The sequence below is a fragment of the Vibrio sp. B1ASS3 genome, assembly GCF_905175355.1.
Taxonomy (GTDB): Bacteria; Pseudomonadota; Gammaproteobacteria; order Enterobacterales; family Vibrionaceae; genus Vibrio; species Vibrio owensii.
The window spans coordinates 177,562-201,741 of sequence record NZ_HG992743.1 but is presented as its reverse complement, the minus strand read 5'-3'; the positions used below and the strand labels follow the sequence as shown (position 1 = coordinate 201,741).

Genomic DNA, 24,180 nt, shown 5'->3' with positions numbered 1-24,180 from the left:
AATAAAGAGCATCAAATAGGGTCGTCCCTAGCTCGTTTTCTCAGCTCATTTACTGGGAGTTATTGCCAAACAAGAACCTCAACAGGCGTTGGATTGTAAGCGTTGCATGGGTTGTTTAATTGCGGGCAGTTTGACATGAGTACGATGGTGTCCATGTGGGCTTTGAGCTCAACGTATTTACCAGCGCCACTGATCCCATCCGCAAAGGTCAACCCACCTTCCGCGGTGACAGGCACATTCATAAAAAAGTTGATGTTATGAGTGAGGTCGCGCTTACTCATGCCAAAGTGCTCATTCTCTGAAACCGCAAGTAACCAGCTGTCGCGACAGGCATGCATGCATTTTTTGTCAATCGAATAGCGGACCGTATTGCTTTCCGTCGCACACGCACCGCCAAGAGTATCGTGTCTACCACATGTGTCTGCGACGATTTCAAGCATCACGTTACCAAGATCTGAGAGAATTTTAGTGCCTGCGGTGAGGTAAACATTGCCTTGCTCTCGTATCGTATCCATTGCACTGTAACGTTCTGATGGGTCATTCGCATTGTAAAACAGCACATCCGCCGCTTGGTTGCCTTCAATATCTAGAATACGAACGGTGTGGCCTTTCTTGACCACCTTCATGTAGTAGTCACCCGCAGGAACGACATCTCGATAGAGCGCTTCACTTGGTATTAATTGGCTTTCTACGATCATGTTTTACTCCTTTAATAACGATGATGAGATTGAGAGGACGCTTGCTGAGTAGCATTGGTATAGCGTCGGTTGTTTTCAAAACCGCGCGCATTTTCTTCTCGATGATTTAGGCATGCATCGCTTTCTAACATCGCCTCCGACTCAAACACGGATACTTCTACTGGTTTATATGGATAGGTCTCTGATGGATTGAGAGGATGTGGACACGTGGTCATCACAACCAAGGTATCCATCTCAAAGCGAAGTTCGATACAGTCATCGGCTTTACTGTGGCCTAAGTGATAAGCCAGATTGCCTTCTTCATCCGTCGCCACTTTGCTAAACAGATTAAGGTTTGCGGCCAAATCTCGCTTTCCTAAGCCGTATTTTGCCACTTCAACTAGCAAGGCATCGTAGCCATTTTGCTTCCATTGATTTCGCTCAGTTTGGTAGTCTCTTTCCCCCCATTTTTGCGCCACTTTCTGCTTGTTCGCAACACCACAAACGGTATCGATCCATCCGGTATCATCACGAACGATAGAACAGAAGATTCGCCCCATATCCGAGTATAAACAGTTACCCGTCGACAGTTTAAAGGTGTGTTGGCACTTCAATGTATCTGGCGCATTGTAGCGCTCTAGAGGGTTTGCTGGGTTGTAGAACAACACACTCAAGTTTGCTCCGCCTTCTAAGTCTTTAAACCTTACCGTGCGCCCTTTCGGCACCACCATAGACCAGTGTGCAGCACCGGGTAATGTGTCGGAAAAAGACACGTCCTGTCCTATTAACATATTCAGTTCCTTATGCGATTTTCTTGAGAATAAGATCTCGAGGCGTTTGATCAATTTGCTCCGTCGGGATATCAAACGTCACTTGAGCACCAAACCTTTCCGGGGCTTGGTCATCTTGTCGAGTGTGGTCAAACACCCATAGGCGATTACCAAGGTGAAAACCTTCGCTGAGATCATGTGTGATTATAAATACGGTGAGTTGCTGCTCTTTCCACAGCGATTTAACTAAGGTGTGCATGTCCTTTCGAATACCAGGATCAAGCGCACCAAACGGCTCATCCAGTAGGAGTATTCTTGGCTTCTTAATCAAAGCTTGAGCAATCGACAGCCGTTGTCTCATGCCACCTGATAACTCATGGGGATACTTATCTTGAGCCGCAATGAGCCCGACCTGCTCTAGCATGGCTTGAGCTTGTTGCTTTGCTTGTTGTCTTTTGGCACCTAGCAAACGCCCAAACAAAGTACTGGTCACGCCTTTATCTTCAAACTCATAGCCCAACATAACGTTTTCAAGTACGGTCAAATGGGGAAACACTGAATACTTTTGAAATACAATACCGCGCTCAACACTCGGTTCTTTAGCCAAAGGTTGACCATCCAAAAGTATGCGTCCTCTAGACGGTGTTTCGGTTCCTAACAACATATTCAGAAAGGTGGTTTTTCCACACCCTGAAGCACCTACAATGCTGACAAAGTCGCCCTGATTCACCGTGAGGTTCAAACGCTCTAGCACAATGTTGTCGCCGTACTCTTTCCACACTTGTTTGATTTCAATAATCGGTTGCTGGTCAGCCATGATTCTCTCCTTGAGCTTGGTGATACCAAGGGCTCAGTTTTTGCGATGCCAAACGCAATAACCAATCCATGCAGTAGGCTAAAATCGTGATCCACAAAACGTATGGCAAGATCACATCCATTGATAAATAACGACGAACAAGGAAGATTCGATAACCCAAGCCCTCTGTTGCGACAATCGCTTCTGCCGCAATTAAGAACAGCCATGCACTGCCTAATGTGAGTCGCACAGCTTCAATCAACTTGGGCATGATTTGCGGCAAGATGACTCGGACAATGATCTGCCAACTATTAGCCCCAAGTGTCTGAGCTTTGATGAGCTGCTCATCAGGTAAACTTTGCACACGTAGCTGAATGTCTCGAATAATGATCGGGCACACTCCGACCACGATCAGCACCACCTTTGATACTTCACCGACACCAAACGAGATAAACAGAATAGGTAGAATCGCCATAGGTGGAATCAGTGAAACCGCGGTAATCACCGGTGACAAAGACGAGCGCACCAAGGGAATGATGCCAGTAGCAATCCCTAACGAAAGTCCAAGCAGTGCACTGATCCCTATCCCCCAACCAAGACGAACCAAACTGGCGCTGGTGTCTACCCACATCAGGTATTCGCCCGTTCTCTTACTTGGTGTAAAGGCCATGCGGTCAATGGCGTCAGCGAAGCTGCTAAATGCTGGCAGTAACTTGTCTGCTGAATTTTCAGCTAACCGGGCATCGGATGCCGTGACATAAACCGCCAACATGACTAGGAAAGGCATCACACCCAACATGACACGCCCAAACTTCGATGGGTAACGATTGATAACTTTGGTCATAACAACTCCATTTCCAATAACCAAATACAGCAGTTACAACTTGTTCTCTGCCGCCATTTGCATGTATTCAGAAGTAAATCGGAGTTTGATGTTATTTGGGTTTCCGTACACACCTGCAGGTGTCTCTACGCCAATGAACTTAGCATCCGGAGCGCCGTCCCCCAGTAACCCATGTTCGAAAGAGAACTCGCTGACTTTTTGCATTGTCGTGGCCAGTTTCGGGCTTTGAGTAAAAGTCACGGCATCATCGGCGGAGTAAAACATATTGGTCGCTTGCAGCTGAGACTTGTAACCTTCAAGGTCTGTGCCTGAAGCTTGTGCCATGTATGACTTCGCTTCATCACCTTTGGAGTCGGATTGCATGACCGACATGATTTCATACCATGCGCCAGTCAGCGCTTTGCCCAGAGCAGGATTGTTTTGCAGGGTGTCTGTGTTCACCACAAGAAGGTCAATTATTTCCCCAGGAATATCAGAAGAGTCGAAAACAAAAGAAGTATCTGGTTGAGAAGTAATTTCGCTGAGCAGTGGGTTCCATGTCACGACGGAAGAGACATCATTAGTGCTAAACGCGGCGACCAGATCCGCATCCGACGTATTGACGACCTTAACATCTCGCTCACTCAGCCCAACACTCTCTAGAGCACGAACCATTAGATAGTGCGAAACACTCAGTTCAACGAGATTGATAGATTGGCCTTTTAAATCGGAGAGACTTTTGTCACCTTTGAGAACAATACCGTCGTTACCATTAGAAAAGTCACCGACAACCAGCGCGGTTGAATCTACGCCACTTGCAGCAGGAATGGTTAAGGCATCCATATTGGTCATGACAGTGGCATCAAACTGACCGGTGGTGAACTGGTTAATCGATTCGATGTAATCGTTGACCTGTACGACATCAATCTCAATGCCATACTTCTCAGCCCACTTGTCTAAAATGCCAGAATGGTCTGCATAATCCCAAGGCATCCAACCTACATAAATAGACCACGCGAGCGTAAACTTCTGTTTCTCTTCTGCTAATGCTGTTGAGGGAAATGCAGTGGCCAACAGAGTGGTGCCAAGCATTGCGGTGAGTACGCTTTTCTTGAATCGAGCTTTCATTGGAATCTCCTCCATGAGTCACACTTAGATATCAACACAAGAGACACAACCAAATGGCTTGGTTTAATCTCCCGGGCTTCTATCCCTCCGTGTGACCTCTTGCGAGGTTGACAACTCTTGACCCAGACACTGTATCAACAGCCGGAACCCTAGATGTCTATTGCCAAATTGTCCGTTAGATACACATAACAGTGTTTCTAACCTTATGCTCTTGCGACACAGTTATCAGTAATCCAAATCTCATGCCAAAAACTTAAGCCTTTAAATATCATAACCTTACTTTGAGTTCGTAATAGCCCACTACATAAAAGCCCACTAACTTAGTGCAAGGATCACCAAGTTAGTGCAAAGCAATGTAGAACCACAAAATACCTTTGGAATCTGACCAATAAGCATGGTGCGAGATAGCCTCAATCTTCAACTCTTAGCATTTAGTTAATCTAATGTTTCATTTTTAACAGGTGCGCAACCATCATAGGAGCGCTAACTTAAGTAGCACGTCAACCACACCGGAGTGTGAAGCTATGAAAGTACTGATTCAATACACCCAAGCGGGTAAATATCGTGACCAAGCGTGGGAATCACTGACGCTAAAAGCAAAAGGCGAGATGCAAGCTGTAACGCCTTCTTATGCCGCGCAGCTTATTGAGCAAAACAAAGCGACGCTGGTAATGACGGAAGACGAGCAAGTGATCTTCCATTCTTAAGTAACAGGCATCGATAAAAAATGAGCTCAAATTGGAGCTCATTTTTGTTTAATTGGCAGGAGGACTATCACGATCAATCTTGAATGATCTTGTTGCCGCAGTTTTCGCAGATTAGATGACGAGAAAACTCATCCATAGACGCAAGGAAAGCACCAAAGACTGTGCTTTTTAGAAAACCAGAAATGAACTCCTTCTTACTGCGATTCTTATCTCCCTCAAAAGCACTTTTCTTTCTGACCAACACCACAACATGATGCGTTTCCACACCACACGAAGGACACATAACAACTTCCGTCTTTTTCGACATAATAAGCTCCTTGAAATCGATTCTGTTTTCTAAAAATTGTCTCGCTAAAGCCTCGCACTGACCTTTCCCCTCAGCGCTCGCGCATACTCAGTTAACAGTCGAGCATTGTCGGCGGTTTCGACATCCCCACAGACTTGACCTTCATAGGTAATATTTGGGCTGGAATACACAGGTAGGAGGTTATCTGAGTAGCTCATGATGGTTCCAGAATCACCACACAAAGCAGCATGAGCATAACGCTTGATCTGTGATTGGTTATCCTCCGTCGTCATGGAGTTGAGTGTTCTACTCTGAAGCTGAGATGACAGTGTTTTTAAATCATGTTGTGCCCACGCTAAATGCCCTAGCTCATGCTCCAAGGCGAGTGGAGCAGCTCGTACATCAGAAACCACAAAGTTAGGAAACAGATCGACCCACGTTTCGGCGATTTTGTACTCATAATCAAAGTAACTGTTGTCTTCACTTAGGACTAGCACAACATAGAAGTTTGGCTCTTGGTACGCGCGTTCCAACAAACTGGGGTGTTGCAGATTAAGTTCATAATGGGAGGACAACATGTCCGCTGGCTTCGCATTGCGAGCATCGAAGAATTCATAACCAGCACTCTTACGAACCATGGGGATACATGAGTTTGAGAGAATAAGATTTGAAAAGGATAAGTCTTCCTCGATTCGTGCTTCCAATGCTTCTATATCGAAATCGCTGAGAATGGAGTAGTCAAAGACGAATTGAACCCAAGTCTCGACTCTTTCTTCTTGGGAACATTGCGGAAGCACGAGCTTTTGGGCATCAAAATAGAGGCGAGCACTCGCGAACACCGCCACCACAATTAAGCAAATACTTACAACTTTCAGCTTCATACATTCTTCTTACAAATTTCGCAGGTAACAAACATAAGCACATGAAATTTATAAATTAATGAACCCGATATGTAAACAAGCGCTTATTGATTATGAGAATAAGCGCCGTGAGTATGTGTGATTACTCGTCCTCGTTTAAGCGACGAATCAATTTGGCAGGCGTACCGCCATACAAACAATCTGGTGGAACATCGCTGTTTACCACTGAGTTAGCAGCAATGACTGAGCGAGCACCAATGGTTACCCCTTGGTTGATCACCGAATTGCCACCAATCCAAACACTATCTTCAATGGTGATTGGCTTACAAAACGTTTCCCACTTAAGTCTGCTACGGTAATCCAACGAATGTGATGCCGTGTAAAGTTGCACACTAGGGCCGATAAGTACGTGGCTACCAATGGTGATTTTGGCTCCATCAAGCATGACGACATTCATGTTGATGAAGGTCTCTTCACCGATTTCAATCGTCTTACCAAACTCACAATGGAACGGCGCTCGGACCATACTCATGCCAACTTTACCAAACAGATCCTTTTGCAAAACATCACGTTGAGATTCATCGGTATTGTTATTGAAGGCCTTCAACGCATGAGTTGCGTGAGTGCGGATCGCTTCGATCTCTTCGTCTGTGCCGTTAAACACTTGGCCAGACATCATTTTTTCTAATTCGGTCACTGGATCATTCCTACAACTTTTGACCACAATAGATTAGCGTAAAAGAGGAATAAAAAAAGAGAAAAGCACGAGCTTTTCTCTTTCCTATTTTGTCATTGTGTCACGTCGGTGTTATACGATTTCCCAGCTGTGAGTCATCTCAACGCCTTCGCCCAACATTAGACATACTGAGCAGTATTTTTCTAATGAGTCCGCCGCCACTTTAGCAACGATTTCTGGGTCTAGCGCTTCACCAGAGACTTCAAAGTGAATGTTCACCTGAGTGAAGATACGTGGCGCGGTTTCACGTCGTTCTGTGGTGAGTTTTGCGTTGACAGAAGCCACTTTCTGGCTCGCTGATTTTAGACCATCAACAACGTCCACAGAGCTACAACCACCAGCAGCCATCAACACCATTTCCATTGGGCTTGGTGCCGTTGCACCGCCATTGCCATCCATCACGACTGAGTGACCAGATTGAGACTGGCCAAGGAATTTAAAGTCTTCGACCCATTTTACTTCTGCTTGCATGGTTTCCCTTATTATTGCTTTTGCCTCATCGGAAACCTTCTACCAATGAGCGCTTGTTTCGTGCCGTTACTGTAGCCCTGTTGTGAGAAAGGGCAAAGAATTTTTCGTAATCACTGTAATTTTTTCGCTCTTACTTCTGTCTTCTTACGTAACATTCATTGAGAAAAATGACGTTTGAGGAAGTTATGAAGAAAGTATCTAAGCTATTGGTGGGATTCTCATTCACACTCCCTGTACTGTTCATCTTGCTAAGTAAAACAGGTACCGCCGATACCATGGATAAGATGAACGCATCTGGTAAAACTGACATTGCAACACTTGCAGGTGGCTGCTTCTGGTGTACCGAATCCGATTTAGAACAATTGCCTGGCGTGTTAGACGTTGTCTCTGGTTACTCAGGCGGTGATTTAGAGAACCCAACTTATCGACAAGTCTCTTCTGGTAAATCAGGCCATATTGAAGTGATTGAGGTGAAGTACGATCCCGCTGTCGTGAACTACGAACAAGTGCTGGACTACTTCTTCCGCCATATCGACCCGACTGACGACAAAGGCTCATTCGTCGACCGTGGTCCCCAATACCGCCCAGCGATCTTCTATCATAACGCCGAGCAGAAACAGATTGCTGAGCAATTTATGATGGAAATCGATAAGGCGATGATCTACCCAAAACCGTTGAAAACAGAGCTGATCGAGTTTGAGAAGTTCTACCCTGCGGAGTCATACCATCAGGATTACTACAAGAAGAGTAGCCTGAAGTACAAATACTACCGCTACGCATCAGGTCGCGATAAATATCTTGATGAAGTGTTTGGTGAAGATCGTAAAGACAACCCAAAAACGCTGCGTGAACTTATCAACGAAAAAGAGTTGGTGACGAAAGTGAAGGTGTACGAAAAGCCTTCAGACAAAGAAATCAAAGCTAAATTGACTGAGCTTCAATACTACGTGACACAAGAAGAAGGTACAGAGCGTCCTTTTAACAACAAGTATTGGGATAACAAAGAAGCAGGCATTTACGTTGATATCGTCACTGGTGAGCCTTTGTTCTCGTCAACGGATAAGTACAAATCGGGCACAGGTTGGCCAAGCTTTACGAGACCAATTAACCCAGGCTACATCGTAGAGAAAACCGACTTTAAACTGGTTTATCCGCGCACAGAGATCCGCAGTAAGTTTGGCGATTCGCATATTGGTCATGTATTTAAAGATGGCCCTAAGCCAACGGGATTACGCTACTGCATGAACTCAGCCGCAATGGAGTTTGTACCAGTAAACAAGATGGCGAGTTTAGGCTACGGCGATTACCTTTACCTATTTGATAAGTAGCTAAACCACGGTTTTAACCAAATTAGGAGTGAACATTCAGCGCGATGAAAGGTTTTAAATCCAACCTTCCCATAAAAGTCTGTCCGGTCTGTCAGCGCCCATTTTCTTGGAGAAAGAAGTGGACGCGAAATTGGGAGGAAATCGTTTATTGTTCTGAGCGTTGCCGAAGAAATAAATCAACGAAAACGTAGGTCACTCCGAACCTCTCTGGAGATCGTTATTTCCTTTGTATTAACGTTTGTACGCGTTCTCTTACCAAGGCAATAACGTCCCATCATAAGCCCAAAACGCCCCGCTATCTTGCGGGGTTGCTTTTTCTATCAAGCCTAATAGATCCTTAGCAACTCGCTCTGGCGTGAACAACTTTCCCTCTGGCACATTGGTTTGAAAAGGTGCCGACAAAACTGTATCTGTGGTGCCTGGGTGAAGTGACAGCACAGTGCCGTGTTTGACCATTCTTTGCCATTCGAGCGACATGGTTTTAAGGAACATGTTTAATGCGGCTTTCGATGCTCGATAGCTGTACCAACCACCTAACTGATTATCGCTAATGCTGCCAACTTTGGCCGAAATGGTCGCAAACTTAGGTGCAGTACTGCGTTTTAGCTTGGGCGTGAAGTATTTCGCCAACAGTAAACTTGGCAAAGTATTAACCATGATGGTTTGCTGAAAGAAGTCTGCGTCGAGCGAGCTAAGGTTCTTCTCAGGGCCTTTGTCTTGGGTGTGCAACATACCAACGCAGTTCACCAACCAATCGACATGTTCAATCTGCTCACTGAATGCTTTTACCCGATCGTCTTGCGATACATCCACTTGATGCCAAACGACATTTGGGTGTTGCCAATCTGGTTTCTGCTTACGATAAGTGGCATGCACGCGAGCTTGAGGGAACCGAGCTGCGGCTTCTTGCACCATCGCCAAACCAATTCCACCATTGCCACCGATGATGAGTATTTCCATCACAAGTTCTCCACGTTTTCTATGTAGTGCTCTGCGGTATCAAGTATCGCTTGGCGCTGCTGTTCTTCCATGTTGTCCCAAGAGCGGAAAATCATCCCGATTCGTGGATTGGTTGCGAGACGCTTGTCGTGCTTGTTCATAAAGCGCCAATAAAGACTGTTAAACGGACACGATCCTTCCCCACTGCGCGCTTTATTGTCGTAATGGCAGCCTTTGCAATAGTCGCTCATCTTGTTGATGTAAGAGCCACTCGCCGCGTAAGGTTTGGTGCCAACAATGCCGCCATCCGCAAACAATGCCATACCACGAGTGTTCGGCATTTCGACCCATTCAATCGCATCAACATAGATACCGAGATACCACTCATCCACTTGGTCTGGATCTATCTCGGTTAGCAAACAGAAGTTACCTGTGACCATCAAACGTTGGATATGGTGTGCGTAGGCATAATCGAGGGATTGACCAATCGCATTGCGCATACAGGCCATTTTGGTTTCGCCATTCCAAAAGAAGTCTGGCAGCTTTCTGTCTGCGCCCAACTCGTTCTTTTTCGGGTAATGAGGCATATTCGCCCAGTAGACGCCTCTGATGTATTCTCGCCATCCCAAGATTTGGCGAATAAACCCTTCGACTTGAGAAATGTCGATATCTGCGTTGGAGTGAAATGCCTTGAGTGATGCATCAATGACTTCTCTCGGGTGCAGCAATTTGCTGTTGAGCGAGAATGAAATTCGGCTGTGATACAAGCTCCACTTAGCATCGTGCTGGCCTGTCATGGCGTCTTGAAAACGGCCGAACAACGGCAAGCAGACTTGGCAGAAATGCGCGAGTAAAGACAGGCTTTGCGCGCGATTAATTGGCCACAACAAATCCCCTTCGAGATTTCCGATAGTTTTGATGTCATGTTTTGCCAACCGCTCCACAATGCCGCGTACGTCGATGCTGAACATCAAAGGTTGTGGCAGTTGCTCAATATCTTTGGCTTTGAGCTTATTACGGTTATTTGCATCGTAATTCCATTTTCCGCCGACGGGTTTTCCGTCTTGCATCAAGATGTCGAAGCGCTTGCGCATACGACGATAAAAATGCTCCATCATGATGTGTTTGCCTTGAGGGAACTGCGATTCAATTTCCTCAAACGGCAACAAAAAGTGTTCCGAATCGACACAGCGAGTCACTACCCCATCAAGCTTTAGTTTGGCTAACTGCTCTAGTAAACGGTATTCATCGGGGCGTTGATATTCAAACTTACTTGCACCAACTTCGCTCACGTAGTGTTGCAAGACTTGCTCAAGATCGTCGAAGGATTGTGTGTCATCCAACGTGAGGTGCAAAACTTGATGACCTTCGCTCTGACGCTCTTTCGCAAACTGTTCCATTGCAGAAAAGAACGCACACACTTTCTGAATATGATGCGTGACGTAAGTATTCTCTTGCTTGAGCTCCGCAATCAGGTAAAGCACTTGCTCATCCGGTTGCTGAAACCAAGAGTGCTCACTGTTAAGTTGATCGCCCAAGATCAATCGTACGGTTTCAAATTGCATTACGGTTTCTCCGATGACGAAGCTTTGTCACTGCTGCCCATCACAATCGGCCAATCGACCATGTCTACACCATCCAAATGTGCACCAGCACAACGACCTTGCCACCTATCGATGAACTCCATGTGCGGATCGTACATTTCGGTTTGCTTTTCGAGGTTGAATTGTCGTGAACCACGCGGATCAGCACCAACGCCTGCTAAGTATTGCCAGTTTCCCCAGTTCGATGCCACATCGTAATCAACCAGTTGTGACTCAAAGTACGCCGCGCCATAACGCCAATCGAGGCCAAGCTCATGCACTAAACAACTGGCGACTAACTGTCTGCCACGATTCGACATATAACCGGTTTCATTAAGCTGGTGCATACACGCGTTCACGATAGGAAATGGCGTTTCACCTTTCTTCCATTGTTGAAAACGGTGCGCATAAAAGCTGGTGAGTGGTGCTTGATTTTGGATGCCACCGAATCGGAACAGCTGCCGCTTGTATCGACGGGCATACCAATAAAAGTATTCACGCCAAAGCAGTTCGAAGTAAATCCAATAGGTTGAATCATTTGCGCCATTCGCAGCTTCATAACGTTTCAACATGGCATAAATGGTTTTCGGAGAAAGACCCCCATGAGCTAACCAAGGAGAGAACTTGGTGGAGTAATCCATACCATCTAAACCGTTGCGCGTTTGCTTGTATTCACTTGCTAGTGTTGAAGCAAAATACTGACGACAATGTTCAAGCCCTGCTCGCTCACCACCAGTAAACAGGCTTAGCTGGACGTCACGGGTCAAACTCAACGTCGGCAGTGCGAGTCCGTCTGGCAGCGGAGGCAATGTCGTCACTGCTTCTACAGGTTCGGTTAGAGCAAGTTTCTCAACCTTTTTTCGGAACTTGGTGAAGGTATCAGGAAGCGCTTCAAGCTCAAAAGGTAAATCTTCAACAGAAAACAAGCTACGTACTTCACTCTGAATAACCACTAAATGGGGCGCTTCTGCTTGAATCTTATCGACCACATCTTGCTCGTCTGATCCAGCAACAGCATCCACATAGAGGTGCGTGACGCCAAGTTTGTCAGCAGCGTGCTTGATCGCTTGGTATGGATGTAAGTCAACAACCTGCAAACGCTGATTAAGTGCATTCAAAGACAAATTCAGGCAATGCAGCGACTCATCCAAAAATTGTTGTTTGGCAAACCCGAACTCCGGCTCTTGTGCGTATTGCTTCAGGTAGGAGGAAACCTTTGGATAGCAGTATATACAGATAAGCAAATCAACTTCTGCAGAAGCTCTTAGTAGGAGCGGATTGTCGTGCAATCTTAAATCGTTGGTAAACCAGTACAGTCCGATTGTTTTGTTCAAAAGAAGCTCCTTTTGGCTCTTTTCTATTACGCACATGCCAGTTTTTACGCATCTTCGTTGGTCACGATCAGCGCACCATCGACATTGCTCAAAACTCCATCAAACAAACCTCTTTAGTAAACAGAATGTTACGGATAATTTTATCAAATTTAATAATCAAACCTTACATTCATGAAACTGTTTGATTATTTGCTCATTTTTTTTAAGAAAACCAAGCAAAAATGACAAAAATTAAAGCGATATTGTTTTATATCCGTTACCCTTAGCCTAATTCCATTTTGCTTGTAACACCGCAGAAATGACCGACGAATTTAAGAAATCAACCGCAAATCTGAAAAAAGCGGTGCCACTAATGATAAAGAACCACGTAGCGGCGACACCTGCCAACTACGCGCTGTGGTACACCTACGTAGACAAGACGATCCCAGAACTAAACCAAGAGTTAGATATGGTTCTGGAGAATTATGACGTCTGTCCACCCGCTATGCATAAACAGCTCTACAACAACTACGTGGCGAGCAAAGCTGAAACCAGCTTAGAAGAGCTCAAAACGAACGTCGAAGTGCTGCTGGGTGAAGTCTCTAGCTCAATGAGTGACACCATTACGGATACTTCATCCTTCTCAGACATGGTAGACAAGAGCTTCAACAAACTAGAAAAAGTTGAAGACAACAGCCTGAGCATCGAAGAAGTGATGAATGTTGTTCGTCAGCTTGTTGTTGAATCCCGCGAGATTCGCCATTCCACCAAATTCCTAAATAGCCAACTCACCACGGCCAGTGAAGAGATTTCCCGTCTTAAAAACCAGCTGGCTGAAGTACAAAAAGACGCGCTGTTTGATGGCCTGTCAAACCTGTACAACCGCCGTGCTTTCGATAACGACCTGCAAATGCTGATCGACAGTAACCAAGCAATGACCTTGGTGATGTTAGATATTGATCACTTCAAAGCATTTAACGACAACTACGGCCATTTGTTTGGCGATACGGTGATTAAAGCCATTGCGCGCCGTCTGCAACAAAGCTGCCGTGATGGTATCAGCGCTTATCGTTTTGGTGGTGAAGAGTTCGCCGTTATTATCCCGAATAAGTCGCTACGTATTGCGCGCCAATACGCAGACACTTTGCGTCGAATGATTGAGAAACTTCGCGTCCGTGACAAACGCTCTGGCACTCAAGTGCAAAGCATTACCGCATCGTTTGGTGTGGCGGAGTTCGAAGTGGGTGATACGCCAGAAAGCTTAGTGAACAAAGCGGATAAACAGCTCTACGAAGCCAAACAACTGGGTCGCAACCGTGTGATGCCGCTGTAATGCAAGTAAAGCAAACTAGCGAAAGCAATTCACACAGGCTAAAAATATAAACAAAACCCCAAGCGCTTGCTTGGGGTTTTGTCTTTCTTGGGCTGGCTTGTTATTTGTTTCTTAAGTCATTAATCAATGCTGTAGCAGTAGCTTAAGAAGTAATCATCGCCGTTCTTCGCGGTGTATTCTTTGTCTTCACTGCATGCCATTGGTTTACCTTTCTTATCGCCTTTGATTAGGCTGATCCAGTGGCGCATCGCAGTTGGTGCATTGCCGGTTAGTTCTGGGCTAAAGGTGGTGCGTGTCTCCAATTGGATATCGTCGATGTCCATCAACTCCACACAACCTGTGCCTTTGTGACAACCAAACATCACTTCTGCGTGGCTACCTGATTCGTCTTTAAACAGAATCGATTTAGGGTCTTCTTTCTCACCTGTGTACGCCACAAAATGCTTTGGGCTTTTAAGACCGCTGTGGGTACCGTCTTTGAAGTAAGCCATAACATGGCGGTAGTCGATCACGTAGCTTGATACGTCTTGGTGAGAACCGTTCTCCAGTGGGAACATACGGTCTAGTAGTTGCTTCGCCTTAACTTGTTTCTCACTCTGCTGCTCAGCACTTACCGCCTCGACGGCAAATACGGCTTCAGCGATAAATGGGCGTTCTTGTTGTTGGATGTCTTTTTTATCGAAATTCAGCATATTCATCGTCGTTTCCTCGCACTTAAACACTCTTCCTAGAGTAAAAACTTAAAACTTCCGTTTAAGTTTCAGGCAAATCTGTGAAGTGGATGGTTAATTTCCTTGCCTGCTCATTATGTAGACTAGCGAAATTTTTACTACAATTTCACAACAAAAATTTTACAATGTGAATTTTACAAAATGTCTGTGTCAAAAAGTCTTATCCGCCAATCACACTTCTTAGGGACGAAAATTCGTAACCTAAGGAAGAATAACCATTTAACGATGGAAGATTTGTCTGCGCGTTGCGTTAGGATCAATCCTGAATACGCGCCGTCGGTTTCTTATCTGTCGATGATCGAACGTGGAAAACGCGTCCCGAGCATCGATATGTTGGAAGTGATCGCCGAAGTTTTCCAAAAAGAACCCGCTTGGTTTTTAGACGATGAGCCAGAGCTCGAAGCCATCACGCCCAATAAAGGCAACCGTGGCGGCATTAACGGGATGGCGCTCGAACCCAGCTTCCTGTTCTCTAACGATATCCTGCAAATCGCGATACCAGAAATGCTCTCCCAAACTGGTATCACAGGGCGTCAGTTTGCTCATCTATTGATTCGAGCACACCAAGAAAACCACCAAAACCACTTCCCAGATCTGGAACGGGCAGCGGAAGAAGTGGGCTTAAAGAGGCTCAATCTGTCAGTGGAAGATCTGATCGACATTGCAAAAAGCATGGGGCTAGACATTCGCTGGGTAGACCGAGCACCGCAAGATGTGATTGATGAACTTGGCGTGAGTGCAAAGCAGTTGATCACGTCGTTCATGGAAGCGCCGGGGACGATTTACCTCAACAAACGCATGCGTGATTATCCAACACGTTTGAAGTACGACTTAGCGGTGTACATCGGCCATCGAGTACTGCACAGCAGTGACGGTATGAGTAACGTGCTGTCTATTGGGCATCAGAACAACTGGGAGCAAAGTGGTTCGCAGGTTTCAAACTCTGAGCTCAACTCACAAGACATTCTACAAGCATGGCGCGATTTTGAGTCGAGCTTCTTTGCTGGTGCCTTGCTGTGTCCAAAAGTGCCATTTCGCCAGCTGCTTGACCGCTCTGGTTATGAAATCGATGTGCACAAAAAAGCCGGGGTTTCCCCTTCGGTCGCAATGCGTCGCATGACGGTGGTGTCACCCTATCCACACTGGCATTACTTCGATGCTTATGGACCAGGCAAACTCAAAGCCGTGTATCGCGGTAATGGTATCCCGCTTCCTTGGGGTAACATGCGCAAGGTAAATGACCCTTGTCAGCATTGGGCGGTATTTCGTCGCTTGTCCCAACCACTGGATACCAGTTCTGCGCAAATTTCGATTCTTAATGTCGGTAATGAGCCGCGTATCTACTGCTGTGAATCGGTCAACGTCTTCGACCCAGCCGGTAACAATCGTGTTCTGTGTGCAGGTATAGACCTCAACCCTGCGATTTCAGCCCAAGGTGGTGACGCTATTGCGATTGCAGAAGAGTTGAAGTCTCTATGCGTATCGTCAGGCGGTAGTACTGTGATTCCTCAGCACATTAAGAAAGATCTCACCACGATAGCTAAGATACTCAACATCAACTGGATTGAACGTGGGATTCAAACTCAAGCTCGATTGATTTGTTCGAGAGGTGCGGTGTGTCCAAGACAGCCAAGCTGTTACAACAAGTGCGGAGATTCAGGGGAAGCGGGCGATGAGGTGCAAATTCTTGACCTCTAGAAAGAAAAAACGCCAATCACAATAAAGGTGATTGGCGGTATATATCTGTGAACAATGTGTATTCACTAACAACGTCAGTTGGCTAGGTGACCCTCGGCTTAATAAGGGTCACTCTGTATAAAGCACGATGCGTGCCAACTTTTAAAACTCCGTTTTTTCTTCGATCTTGATGCATATTGGTGCTTTATTGAGCATACACTTTGCAAATCGCAGTTGCAAAATGCAAATCAATGCAAAATATGCTACTACACACATTGCTACTAATCCCTTTATCAGCAAATCAGCGTTTAAATAAGAAAGACTGTCAAAATGAAAAAGCCCCGTAGGTATACGAGGCTCTAACTGTCTGTATTCTAACGTTGCATTTCGCTTATAGACGTTGCTTTGCAAGCCTACTTCGTTTTAAACGCTACCCGCCATAGTGTTTTTGTTGATACATACGCTCGTCTGCGATTTTCATCATTTGCTGCGGTGAGGTCATTTCTGGGTCAAACATGGCGTAGCCCATACTGGTTCGTAAATAGATCAGCTCTTCGTCATAGATAACTGGCGTTGAGCACAATGCAAACCTCAGTTTCTTCAACAAGGCTTGAATGTTCTCTTCCGTCTTTGGATTGTGTACAACCACCAAGAACTCATCACCGCCCATCCGCGCCACGATGTCAGAGCGACGCAAACTACTTTTGATCCTCTCCGCACACGCCACCAGCACTTTATCGCCCGCATCATGGCCATAGGTATCATTAATGTGTTTGAAATGGTCGAGATCGATGTTGATCAAAGCGAAGCTGTAACGCTTTTTGTAGCGCTTCGCAATTTCGAACTGCTGCTTGTATGACTGCATAAAATAGCGTCGATTTGGCAATTGCGTTAGCTCATCGTGCAACGCTCGGCTGTCGGCGACGATGTATAAGCGGTAAATCACAATCAACGCAATACTCATCGCTAACACGATGGGATAACCGACTAAGCGAGCCAGTTGTAAAATATACCAAGGTACTTGCTGCTCTAACCGGTCATCCGAGTAAACGGCGAGGCTCCATCCTCCGTATGGGAAGTGAACCTGCTCTTTTGCGTATATTTGCCCGCTTTTGCTTGGCTGGCCGAAAAACACATCACCGAATTCACCTCCGCTATCGTACCCGCTGATAGTCATGTGATAGCGGTAAGAGAAATCAATCACACCAGTTTCTCGGAGCAAGCTGTCAAAATCAATCACAGCGCTGATCACCCCCCAATAATCATCATTAAAAGGCGGATCTCGAAAAACGGGCACACGCACAATCAGCCCTAACCCGCCTTGCACCAACTTAACTGGCCCCGCTATGAATATCTCTTCAATGTCTTTGGCCTTTTGTACTTGGACCCATTGCTCAGGAACGGTGCGATAATCGAGCCCTAAAACGCTCTCATTGCCTTGAAGAGGAAAGAGATAACGAACGATGTCGTTTTCCGCGATGCCAATAACGGAAATGCGCTTACTCTTGTTCAGGATACGGTTAACCGCGATATTCAGCTTGCGCTCTTCTTCGTTGGGTAGCAAAGTGATGAGAGTGGCAAGTGTGCTCGCGTTGTAGATGTCAGCCATGAGTTCCGCTTCCAAATTGGAACGGAGAATGGAAAGTTGTTCTTTGGCCTCAACTTGAACTCGCTCTTGATGGAGGTTTTGCTGGTTTCGGTGCAACAGCTCGATAACCCCAACAGACAAGGCAAAAAAAGTGAGGAAGAACAATGCAAAATAACACTGTTTTCTGGGTGAATAACGCATTTGTTCCCCACTAGCTCGTAGCGATTCGCCACGAAGCTTTATATTTATTGTTAAAATACTTATTTAATTTAAGAATAACCAATACTTATCGGAAAGGTAATAAATATCGAACCTTTTTATAAATGAGACAGGTAAAGTGAGATGCAAGTACAAGGTGATTTATTTAAAAGCTCATTTTGGCAAGAAGTAGCACAGGGAAAGATCTACTATGATCCTAACTTTCTGAGTCAATTAGACGCTGATCGCTACTTTTCGCAACTCCGCTCCACCTTACCTTGGCAACAAGAAAGCATCATGATGTTTGGTCGTTCTGTCTTGCAGCCTCGCTTACAAGCTTGGCACGGCGATGTGGATTACACCTATTCAGGATTAACCATGGCACCACATCCTTGGACACCTGAACTAACAGAACTTAAGGCGCGCAGTGAGGCCATCGCTGAAGTGCAGTTCAACTCAGTATTAGCCAACTTATATCGCAATGGACAAGACTCCATGGGATGGCACCAAGATAACGAACCAGAACTAGGAAGAAACCCTGTTATCGCATCGATTAACCTCGGTGAAACCCGTCGATTTTTACTGCGAAATTTACATTGTAAAACCCAAATAGAATATGAACTTAGCCACGGTTCATTACTTATTATGGCGGGTGAGCTTCAGCACCACTGGAAGCATGCAGTGCCAAAAACAGCCAAACCAAAAGGCGAACGTATTAATCTGACTTTCCGCCATATCGTGACCAACTATTGACTGAGTTATTACATAGCAACTAAGCATTGATGGTAGGTTTGAATTCTAGATTTCCAACGGAATGTGTTTATGCGTATCAAACCTCTCAGCTTAGCCGTGTTGCTTTCATGCTCACTGGCTTTCCAAGTGCAAGCCGCGCAAGAGTCTCCCGTTTTGACCTATTCACAATCCGCTCAGTTAATTAAAGATACCTATGAATCGCGGCTCTACACACTGCCTGCATTTCGTGAAGGGCACTTTGGCCTTCGAATGTATCGCCAAACCTTAGATGACAAATACCTTCCAGCCGTTTGGACTGACATGGCACAAGTCGCCAGTCGCCTGAACCATTTTGCCAGCGATGTCACCACTCAAGAACAGATCTTCCTCTATTCAGAAGAGCGCCTCGCGAATTACCACGACCAAGAAGATGAAAGAGGTCAGCGCCGCTATACCGTGACCAAGCATCAGCCAGAATATTTTTATTTAGGCGTGGATTTGCTAGGGGCAATGGCGAGAGCAGATGAATATGGCTTAAAACACAAGCAAGATAAAACCTTGAGAAGTGTCTTGCGCCGCTATGATTTCTCTCGATACGCCACTGATCCTGAGATGATTGAAGCATGGGCTGCGCAGTTAGCGAATCAAGTGTATTGGTTGCGACAGCTTGGAGAGCAAGATGTGGTGGCACAGTTTACCAAAGCCTTCCGTAGCACGTATCCTGATAGCCAAGACAAGAAGCTGTCACCTCAGCAATACAGCAACAAAATTTATGGTATGACGCACATCATCTTTGGCGATTCGCAATACTACCAAAAGCAGGTGAATGAAGCGGATCATCAATGGATTTATGACTACTTTCGCGACAACATCGACACCATCATCCTGCGTTCAAAAGAAGACGTGATAGCGGAGGTTGGGATTACTTTCTTGTTGGCTGGTTTGGATGACGATCCGGTGGTTGATAAAACACGTCAGGCGATTCAAAGCGCCATCAATACCGAACAAGGCATGATTCCCTCGGTGGAAGGCGATTACGATCTAAAATACGGTGAACACCGCAACGTATTGGCGATTATGCTGCTTGATTGGCAAGGTGTGCATCAAGCACCGACAGTGAAAAATCAGCCTTACGCCTTTGAATCCCTGCCTTATGGTCTCATGCCAAAGAAGACTGAACAGTCGCGATAAACGAACAGCAAAAGCAATCATTAAAAAGCAGAGTGGTTAACTCTGCTTTTTTGTTACTTGCTCGTAGCGTACTAAGCGAAAGTCCTGAAACCCTTGCATCACACTTAAGATCATCGGATTCTCAAAAAACTGCTCACTGGTTCCGGCATAAAACGTAACGCTGTGGCTATAACAACACTTCTCTAAAAAACAGTCTTCCATAAACTGATTCAAACTGTGGTCTCGGATCGGGAAGTAAACCGTCAAACCTTTACTGATTTCAGCAATATGAGAAAGCAATGCCGTTCGGATGGTTTTAGTGAGGAACACCACACTCACCAGATAAATCGCGTTCTGCTTTTGTTCATAAAGAATGTGCCCCACCAGCATTTTTTTGTAGTAGAAGCAAAATACCTTTGGTTGCGTGAGGTGCAGAGCGTCTAATGTATCCGTTACCGCACTGCCGTTTTGCCGATAATGTGACTCACAAATCAACTGTTTGTCATCTTCGTCCAGTTTCTCGAAAGCGACATGGCTACGATGAGTAATCTCATACTCGTACACAGTGCTTAAGTTCTGAAAATTCACCGGGTGTTGCAATGCCTTCTTGACGCTTTTTAGCTCTTGCTCATCATAATGATAGGGCTGCTGAAAGAAGTGAGCGATACCTAGGCGACGTAACAGTGTCGGTTCTATTCGCCCCCTTTCCCACTGACTGAGTGTGGCTTGATTCAAACTTGAAAACACACGATGAGCGGAAGAAAGTAACTCGGCCAAGGCATCTTGCGAATATTTAGATTTTTTCCTGAAATGTTTTAGTGCATCTGCAAAATGAGCGCGTTCAAACTGCATGCTCTCTCCTAGCCAACTTATTGTAATTTAGAATTTTATTTATCTTTATAAATTAGAATAGACAACAAATTGTCTTTTGGTAGAACCTTCTTTAGAAACCACCATACCTTTTATTAGAAAGTGTTGGCTGTAACGCCTTCGGGGTAATTCTCGTGCAGAGGCGCAAGTTCACTTTCAAACCCGACACGACTGCCCCTTGGGATCACCACAAGTCCACCTTCGGTAATGAAGAATTGCTCACTGTCTTTTTCCGGCTTTTCTCCAATGACCGTGCCCGGAGCAATATGGACATCCTCTTCAATGATTGCACGGGTAATTCGGCTATTCGCCCCAATTTGGCAGCGCCCCATGAGCACCGCTTCATGCAGGATACTGTTTCTGCCCAAGTCACAGTCAACACCAATCACTGAGCGGATAGAACAAGCCCCTTCAATGTTGCACCCTGACGCGATGTAGCTGTCTTTAATGCGCACTTTAATGCCATCAATATCATTGCGTTGACAAGGTCTATCTGACTGCGCTTTTTCACTTAATAGCGGCTCTGATTGAGATTTTTTCAAACGGTGGTTTTCCGTCAACAACATCATTTGTGCACGCCAATAGTCGTCAACGTTATTCAATCCATGCCAATACATAGGCGTTTGCTCTGAATAAAGAACTCCGAGATCAAACAACTCAACCTTCACACGACGAGCCATTAGACCAACAATATCCTTAGTCAGATCATGCTGACCATCGAGCTTTTTCGCGTTAGTAAACAATCCCTTTACTAACACTGGACGTTGGAAGAGATAGTTTTCTGTCAGCACCATGGCAAAGCCCGGCTTGTTTGGTATTTCTGCAGGATGTTCTGGTTGATGTTGAATACTCACAACATGACGTTGAGCATCCAGTTCTACGACATGATATTTCGAGGCTTGCTCGATTGGCACCTGTACGACAACCAAAGTCAGTTCTGCTTTTTGGATTTGGTGGTATTGAAGTAACGAGGCAATGTAGTTGCGATGAATTTGCTCACCACCAACCAACAGTACATGCTCATCGGTCGGGTGATTAATCGAATCAAGATTCTGCAACAGTACATCGGTCCAATTTTGTTCCAATGCAGGCAAAAGCCGAGTTTGAGGATAAGTAGTTTGAGGATAAGTCGGCTCAAGCACTTCGATGCGTGCTTGATAGCTTTGCCACGCCTGTTCAATGTGAGTGTTCAACGCAGCACAATGAAAGCGGGTTAAAACCAGATTTCGTTTAACGCCTGCCTGAATCAGATTGCTCAAGGCAAAATCAATCAAACGATGAGATCCCGCAAACTGCGTGACCGATTTACAACATGTTTCTGTTAGAGGCCCTAGCCCTGTCCGCTCTCTATCGGCAAGCACCACCGATACGACTTTTGACGTCACGCTCTTCCTCCTTGTCATATTAACAAATTAGAAAGTAAGCCCAAACCGTACGGCAATACTATTCGATATAAGGAGCAAATGACTCAGAAATGAATAATACAGAGCGATGTACTCTTAAATATTTAACCAACCTCTCATTCGGTAGCCTAATAAAATAAAACCCACCAAATTGGCGGGTTTTATTAAAGTATTTTATGTGCTGGCATTCCTTTATAGAGAGATAAAGATACCCGCCAAACATGCACTCATTAGGTTAGCTAGCGTGCCTGCTGCTACCGCTTTCAGACCCATGTTCGCTACGTCTTTACGACGCTCTGGAGCCATCACACCGATAGAACCAAGTTGAATGGCAATAGAACCGATGTTTGCGAAACCACACAGCGCAAACGTGATGATCACTTGTGTGTGTTCAGTCAGAGTTGCTTTATGTTGTACGAAGTCGATGAATGCCACGAATTCGTTCATTACGATTTTCTGACCGATGTAAGAACCTGCCGCTAGAACTTCGTGACTAGGCACACCAATCAACCAAGCAAGAGGAGCAAATAGGTAGCCAAAGATTGCCTGTAGCGTGATACCTGCAAAGCCGAACATTTCGCCTAGATTTTCCAGGCCGGTGTTCACCATCGCAATCACACTTACAAACGCGATCAGCATTGTACCTACCGCAACCGCGACTTTCATACCGCCCATCGCACCGCTTGCTAGCGCGTCGATCACGTTGCTTTCTTCTGATTTGTCCAGCTCGATGTTGTTGTAATCGCTTGGTGTTTGACGCTCTGGCACAATGATTTTTGCCATCAACAAGCTACCAGGTGCTGCCATGAAGCTTGCTGCGATTAGGTATTTCAACTCAACACCTAGACCTGCGTAACCACCTAGAACACTACCCGCTACTGATGCCATACCACCCGCCATTACCGCGAACAGTTCTGAACGAGTCATGTTTTGCAAGAAAGGACGGATAAGAAGTGGCGATTCGCCTTGAGATAGGAAGATGTTACCTGTTGCAACAAGAGATTCAGCTTTGCTGGTACCCAAGAATTTTTGGATTGCACCGCCGATAAATTGAATTACTTTTTGCATGATGCCCAAGTAGTAAAGGGCAGAGATAAGAGCGCTGAAGAAGATGATGATAGGAAGAACGCGAACCGCGAAGATGAAGCCAGTAGAAGCAAGGTCACCAAAGAGGAATTTGATGCCTTCATCGGCAAAACTTAATAACCCTGCAACACCACTACTCAAACTCGCCAGTGCCGCTTGCCCCCATGGGAAATAAAGCACTAAAGCTGCAAAACCCATTTGAAGCAACAATGCTCGAGACACAGTTTTCCAATTGATTGAAGAACGGCTCTCTGACAGCAGGAACGCACAACCTAGTAGTGCAACAATACCAAATAGACTAAATAGAACACTCATGAATCGGACCTACTGAACGTTGAAAAAGAAAGGAGCGCCAAAAGCATTGGCAGAAGAAAGAGACAACGCATCGAGTGACGATGCACTCGCAGATCCAGATTGGAGGAAGAACGGATAGTTCGACATCTTATTTTTACCTTATACAAGCAATTGAACGTAGCTGGTCCGGTCCGTGGGGTCATTCACTGCTAGAGAGTTCGTAACTCATCTCGCTCCATGTGACGGCTTGTATGGGTAAGGGTCCTGAACAACGAACCCTAATTCCCGCTTAAACGGGTCGCAAGTATAGCCATCAAAACGAGAGTTTCATCACATTTATTTACGCAAACGTTCAAGCGTTCATAATTTAAGCAAAGATGCCTTTTTATGGTCATACTTGTAGGGAAAATAGGGGTATTAGGAGGGAAAGGTAAGATGAAATGGCTAAAAATGAACAATAAATGTTCAGTTGAACACCAAAGACCAAAAATGAGCAATTTTGCTCTCGCCAATCTATGGATTTTGGATATACAATTTGGAACGCTTCATTCCGAAGCCTCTGTGTATTCAGAGCATCATGATGCCGAGATGGTGAAATTGGTAGACACGCTAGCATGAGGTGCTAGTGCCTTTGGTGTGAGGGTTCGAGTCCCTCTCTCGGCACCATTCCTTTCTTTACAA

24 protein-coding genes, 1 tRNA gene and 1 riboswitch are annotated in these 24,180 nt (G+C 45.5%); of the genes, 8 read left to right on the top strand and 17 right to left on the bottom strand.

Going from position 1 to position 24,180, the window contains the following annotated elements; genetic code table 11:
- Positions 1 to 59: 59 nt before the first annotated feature.
- The 5 genes from KJB05_RS19350 to KJB05_RS19330 are packed head-to-tail and all read right to left on the bottom strand — an operon-like array spanning position 60 to position 4,194.
- Entirely contained in the window at positions 60 to 698 is a 639-nt protein-coding gene (locus KJB05_RS19350; RefSeq protein ID WP_038895845.1) for an urea amidolyase associated protein UAAP2, read from the bottom strand.
- Positions 699 to 709: 11 nt separating this feature from the next.
- The gene (locus tag KJB05_RS19345) at positions 710 to 1,468 is read right to left on the bottom strand and encodes an urea amidolyase associated protein UAAP1 (RefSeq protein WP_078608801.1); all 759 of its coding nucleotides are present in this window, start codon (positions 1,466 to 1,468) and stop codon (positions 710 to 712) included.
- Between the two features lie 10 nt (positions 1,469 to 1,478).
- Complete coding sequence (locus KJB05_RS19340; RefSeq protein WP_208444012.1) at positions 1,479 to 2,264, bottom strand: ATP-binding cassette domain-containing protein; 786 nt, start codon at positions 2,262 to 2,264, stop codon at positions 1,479 to 1,481.
- The gene (locus tag KJB05_RS19335) at positions 2,257 to 3,087 is read right to left on the bottom strand and encodes an ABC transporter permease (protein ID WP_208444013.1); all 831 of its coding nucleotides are present in this window, start codon (positions 3,085 to 3,087) and stop codon (positions 2,257 to 2,259) included. Before KJB05_RS19335 ends, KJB05_RS19340 begins: the two co-directional genes overlap by 8 nt.
- A gap of 33 nt (positions 3,088 to 3,120) precedes the next feature.
- Positions 3,121 to 4,194, bottom strand: a complete 1,074-nt coding sequence (locus KJB05_RS19330) for a putative urea ABC transporter substrate-binding protein (RefSeq protein ID WP_244142873.1) — start codon at positions 4,192 to 4,194, stop codon at positions 3,121 to 3,123.
- Between the two features lie 66 nt (positions 4,195 to 4,260).
- Positions 4,261 to 4,358, bottom strand: a riboswitch (guanidine-I (ykkC/yxkD leader).
- 360 nt (positions 4,359 to 4,718) lie between these two features.
- On the opposite strand from KJB05_RS19330, the gene KJB05_RS19325 reads away from it, so the two are divergent.
- Positions 4,719 to 4,901, top strand: coding sequence for a hypothetical protein (locus tag KJB05_RS19325; protein ID WP_009705084.1), 183 nt, complete (start codon positions 4,719 to 4,721; stop codon positions 4,899 to 4,901).
- Between the two features lie 73 nt (positions 4,902 to 4,974).
- On the opposite strand, the gene KJB05_RS19320 is transcribed toward KJB05_RS19325, so the two are convergent.
- The 4 genes from KJB05_RS19320 to KJB05_RS19305 form a co-directional block, all read right to left on the bottom strand.
- Positions 4,975 to 5,208 (bottom strand): hypothetical protein, encoded by a 234-nt coding sequence (locus KJB05_RS19320; protein ID WP_009705085.1) that lies wholly within the window; start codon positions 5,206 to 5,208, stop codon positions 4,975 to 4,977.
- Between the two features lie 44 nt (positions 5,209 to 5,252).
- A complete protein-coding gene (locus KJB05_RS19315) occupies positions 5,253 to 6,068 on the bottom strand; it encodes a hypothetical protein (RefSeq protein ID WP_208444015.1) in 816 nt (271 codons plus the stop codon).
- A gap of 121 nt (positions 6,069 to 6,189) precedes the next feature.
- Positions 6,190 to 6,744, bottom strand: coding sequence for a sugar O-acetyltransferase (locus KJB05_RS19310; RefSeq protein ID WP_208444016.1), 555 nt, complete (start codon positions 6,742 to 6,744; stop codon positions 6,190 to 6,192).
- Between the two features lie 111 nt (positions 6,745 to 6,855).
- On the bottom strand, positions 6,856 to 7,254 hold the full coding sequence (locus tag KJB05_RS19305) for an OsmC family protein (protein ID WP_208444017.1): 399 nt from the start codon (positions 7,252 to 7,254) through the stop codon (positions 6,856 to 6,858).
- A gap of 185 nt (positions 7,255 to 7,439) precedes the next feature.
- Here KJB05_RS19305 and msrB point away from each other — a divergent pair, with 185 nt between their 5' ends.
- Positions 7,440 to 8,582 carry a peptide-methionine (R)-S-oxide reductase MsrB gene (msrB, locus tag KJB05_RS19300; protein WP_027726693.1) on the top strand — a complete coding sequence of 381 codons (1,143 nt, stop codon included), beginning with the start codon at positions 7,440 to 7,442 and terminating at the stop codon, positions 8,580 to 8,582.
- A 44-nt stretch (positions 8,583 to 8,626) separates the two neighbouring features.
- Positions 8,627 to 8,773 (top strand): DUF2256 domain-containing protein, encoded by a 147-nt coding sequence (locus KJB05_RS19295; protein WP_208444018.1) that lies wholly within the window; start codon positions 8,627 to 8,629, stop codon positions 8,771 to 8,773.
- Between the two features lie 61 nt (positions 8,774 to 8,834).
- Here KJB05_RS19295 and KJB05_RS19290 read toward each other — a convergent pair whose 3' ends face one another.
- From KJB05_RS19290 to KJB05_RS19280, 3 genes are read right to left on the bottom strand one after another with little or no spacing between them, the layout of a single operon-like run.
- Positions 8,835 to 9,542: an SDR family oxidoreductase gene (locus KJB05_RS19290; protein ID WP_208444019.1), complete on the bottom strand. Its 708-nt coding sequence runs from the start codon at positions 9,540 to 9,542 to the stop codon at positions 8,835 to 8,837.
- Positions 9,542 to 11,086 (bottom strand): cryptochrome/photolyase family protein, encoded by a 1,545-nt coding sequence (locus tag KJB05_RS19285; protein WP_208444020.1) that lies wholly within the window; start codon positions 11,084 to 11,086, stop codon positions 9,542 to 9,544. Before KJB05_RS19285 ends, KJB05_RS19290 begins: the two co-directional genes overlap by 1 nt.
- Entirely contained in the window at positions 11,086 to 12,438 is a 1,353-nt protein-coding gene (locus KJB05_RS19280) for a DASH family cryptochrome (RefSeq protein WP_208444021.1), read from the bottom strand. Before KJB05_RS19280 ends, KJB05_RS19285 begins: the two co-directional genes overlap by 1 nt.
- A gap of 298 nt (positions 12,439 to 12,736) precedes the next feature.
- Here KJB05_RS19280 and KJB05_RS19275 point away from each other — a divergent pair, with 298 nt between their 5' ends.
- A complete protein-coding gene (locus tag KJB05_RS19275) occupies positions 12,737 to 13,750 on the top strand; it encodes a GGDEF domain-containing protein (protein ID WP_005438203.1) in 1,014 nt (337 codons plus the stop codon).
- Between the two features lie 119 nt (positions 13,751 to 13,869).
- Here KJB05_RS19275 and KJB05_RS19270 read toward each other — a convergent pair whose 3' ends face one another.
- Positions 13,870 to 14,448 (bottom strand): malate synthase, encoded by a 579-nt coding sequence (locus KJB05_RS19270; protein WP_005438204.1) that lies wholly within the window; start codon positions 14,446 to 14,448, stop codon positions 13,870 to 13,872.
- 174 nt (positions 14,449 to 14,622) lie between these two features.
- Between KJB05_RS19270 and KJB05_RS19265 the strand changes: the two genes are divergently transcribed.
- On the top strand, positions 14,623 to 16,179 hold the full coding sequence (locus KJB05_RS19265) for a DUF3612 domain-containing protein (protein ID WP_005438205.1): 1,557 nt from the start codon (positions 14,623 to 14,625) through the stop codon (positions 16,177 to 16,179).
- A gap of 409 nt (positions 16,180 to 16,588) precedes the next feature.
- Here KJB05_RS19265 and KJB05_RS19260 read toward each other — a convergent pair whose 3' ends face one another.
- Positions 16,589 to 17,947, bottom strand: coding sequence for a diguanylate cyclase (locus KJB05_RS19260; RefSeq protein WP_208444022.1), 1,359 nt, complete (start codon positions 17,945 to 17,947; stop codon positions 16,589 to 16,591).
- A gap of 141 nt (positions 17,948 to 18,088) precedes the next feature.
- Here KJB05_RS19260 and KJB05_RS19255 point away from each other — a divergent pair, with 141 nt between their 5' ends.
- Positions 18,089 to 18,697 carry an alpha-ketoglutarate-dependent dioxygenase AlkB gene (locus KJB05_RS19255; protein ID WP_132699604.1) on the top strand — a complete coding sequence of 203 codons (609 nt, stop codon included), beginning with the start codon at positions 18,089 to 18,091 and terminating at the stop codon, positions 18,695 to 18,697.
- 69 nt (positions 18,698 to 18,766) lie between these two features.
- Complete coding sequence (locus KJB05_RS19250) at positions 18,767 to 19,867, top strand: DUF3541 domain-containing protein (protein WP_208444023.1); 1,101 nt, start codon at positions 18,767 to 18,769, stop codon at positions 19,865 to 19,867.
- A gap of 36 nt (positions 19,868 to 19,903) precedes the next feature.
- On the opposite strand, the gene KJB05_RS19245 is transcribed toward KJB05_RS19250, so the two are convergent.
- The 3 genes from KJB05_RS19245 to KJB05_RS19235 all read right to left on the bottom strand — a co-directional run bounded on the left by KJB05_RS19245 (position 19,904) and on the right by KJB05_RS19235 (position 23,520).
- Entirely contained in the window at positions 19,904 to 20,698 is a 795-nt protein-coding gene (locus tag KJB05_RS19245) for a helix-turn-helix transcriptional regulator (RefSeq protein ID WP_208444024.1), read from the bottom strand.
- 113 nt (positions 20,699 to 20,811) lie between these two features.
- Positions 20,812 to 22,101 carry a sugar phosphate nucleotidyltransferase gene (locus KJB05_RS19240; RefSeq protein WP_208444025.1) on the bottom strand — a complete coding sequence of 430 codons (1,290 nt, stop codon included), beginning with the start codon at positions 22,099 to 22,101 and terminating at the stop codon, positions 20,812 to 20,814.
- Between the two features lie 210 nt (positions 22,102 to 22,311).
- A complete protein-coding gene (locus KJB05_RS19235) occupies positions 22,312 to 23,520 on the bottom strand; it encodes a NupC/NupG family nucleoside CNT transporter (RefSeq protein WP_005438212.1) in 1,209 nt (402 codons plus the stop codon).
- Between the two features lie 561 nt (positions 23,521 to 24,081).
- On the opposite strand from KJB05_RS19235, the gene KJB05_RS19230 reads away from it, so the two are divergent.
- Positions 24,082 to 24,165, top strand: a tRNA-Leu gene (locus tag KJB05_RS19230).
- Positions 24,166 to 24,180 lie beyond the last annotated feature (15 nt).

Bases quoted from the DNA above. Each gene is read 5' to 3' on its own strand.
- KJB05_RS19350 (WP_038895845.1), bottom strand. From the start codon at position 698: ATGATCGTAGAAAGCCAATTAATACCAAGTGAAGCGCTCTATCGAGAT.
- KJB05_RS19345 (WP_078608801.1), bottom strand. From the start codon at position 1,468: ATGTTAATAGGACAGGACGTGTCTTTTTCCGACACATTACCCGGTGCT.
- KJB05_RS19340 (WP_208444012.1), bottom strand. From the start codon at position 2,264: ATGGCTGACCAGCAACCGATTATTGAAATCAAACAAGTGTGGAAAGAG.
- KJB05_RS19335 (WP_208444013.1), bottom strand. From the start codon at position 3,087: ATGACCAAAGTTATCAATCGTTACCCATCGAAGTTTGGGCGTGTCATG.
- KJB05_RS19330 (WP_244142873.1), bottom strand. From the start codon at position 4,194: ATGAAAGCTCGATTCAAGAAAAGCGTACTCACCGCAATGCTTGGCACC.
- KJB05_RS19325 (WP_009705084.1), top strand. From the start codon at position 4,719: ATGAAAGTACTGATTCAATACACCCAAGCGGGTAAATATCGTGACCAA.
- KJB05_RS19320 (WP_009705085.1), bottom strand. From the start codon at position 5,208: ATGTCGAAAAAGACGGAAGTTGTTATGTGTCCTTCGTGTGGTGTGGAA.
- KJB05_RS19315 (WP_208444015.1), bottom strand. From the start codon at position 6,068: ATGAAGCTGAAAGTTGTAAGTATTTGCTTAATTGTGGTGGCGGTGTTC.
- KJB05_RS19305 (WP_208444017.1), bottom strand. From the start codon at position 7,254: ATGCAAGCAGAAGTAAAATGGGTCGAAGACTTTAAATTCCTTGGCCAG.
- msrB (WP_027726693.1), top strand. From the start codon at position 7,440: ATGAAGAAAGTATCTAAGCTATTGGTGGGATTCTCATTCACACTCCCT.
- KJB05_RS19295 (WP_208444018.1), top strand. From the start codon at position 8,627: ATGAAAGGTTTTAAATCCAACCTTCCCATAAAAGTCTGTCCGGTCTGT.
- KJB05_RS19290 (WP_208444019.1), bottom strand. From the start codon at position 9,542: ATGGAAATACTCATCATCGGTGGCAATGGTGGAATTGGTTTGGCGATG.
- KJB05_RS19285 (WP_208444020.1), bottom strand. From the start codon at position 11,086: ATGCAATTTGAAACCGTACGATTGATCTTGGGCGATCAACTTAACAGT.
- KJB05_RS19275 (WP_005438203.1), top strand. From the start codon at position 12,737: ATGACCGACGAATTTAAGAAATCAACCGCAAATCTGAAAAAAGCGGTG.
- KJB05_RS19270 (WP_005438204.1), bottom strand. From the start codon at position 14,448: ATGAATATGCTGAATTTCGATAAAAAAGACATCCAACAACAAGAACGC.
- KJB05_RS19265 (WP_005438205.1), top strand. From the start codon at position 14,623: ATGTCTGTGTCAAAAAGTCTTATCCGCCAATCACACTTCTTAGGGACG.
- KJB05_RS19260 (WP_208444022.1), bottom strand. From the start codon at position 17,947: ATGCGTTATTCACCCAGAAAACAGTGTTATTTTGCATTGTTCTTCCTC.
- KJB05_RS19255 (WP_132699604.1), top strand. From the start codon at position 18,089: ATGCAAGTACAAGGTGATTTATTTAAAAGCTCATTTTGGCAAGAAGTA.
- KJB05_RS19250 (WP_208444023.1), top strand. From the start codon at position 18,767: ATGCGTATCAAACCTCTCAGCTTAGCCGTGTTGCTTTCATGCTCACTG.
- KJB05_RS19245 (WP_208444024.1), bottom strand. From the start codon at position 20,698: ATGCAGTTTGAACGCGCTCATTTTGCAGATGCACTAAAACATTTCAGG.
- KJB05_RS19235 (WP_005438212.1), bottom strand. From the start codon at position 23,520: ATGAGTGTTCTATTTAGTCTATTTGGTATTGTTGCACTACTAGGTTGT.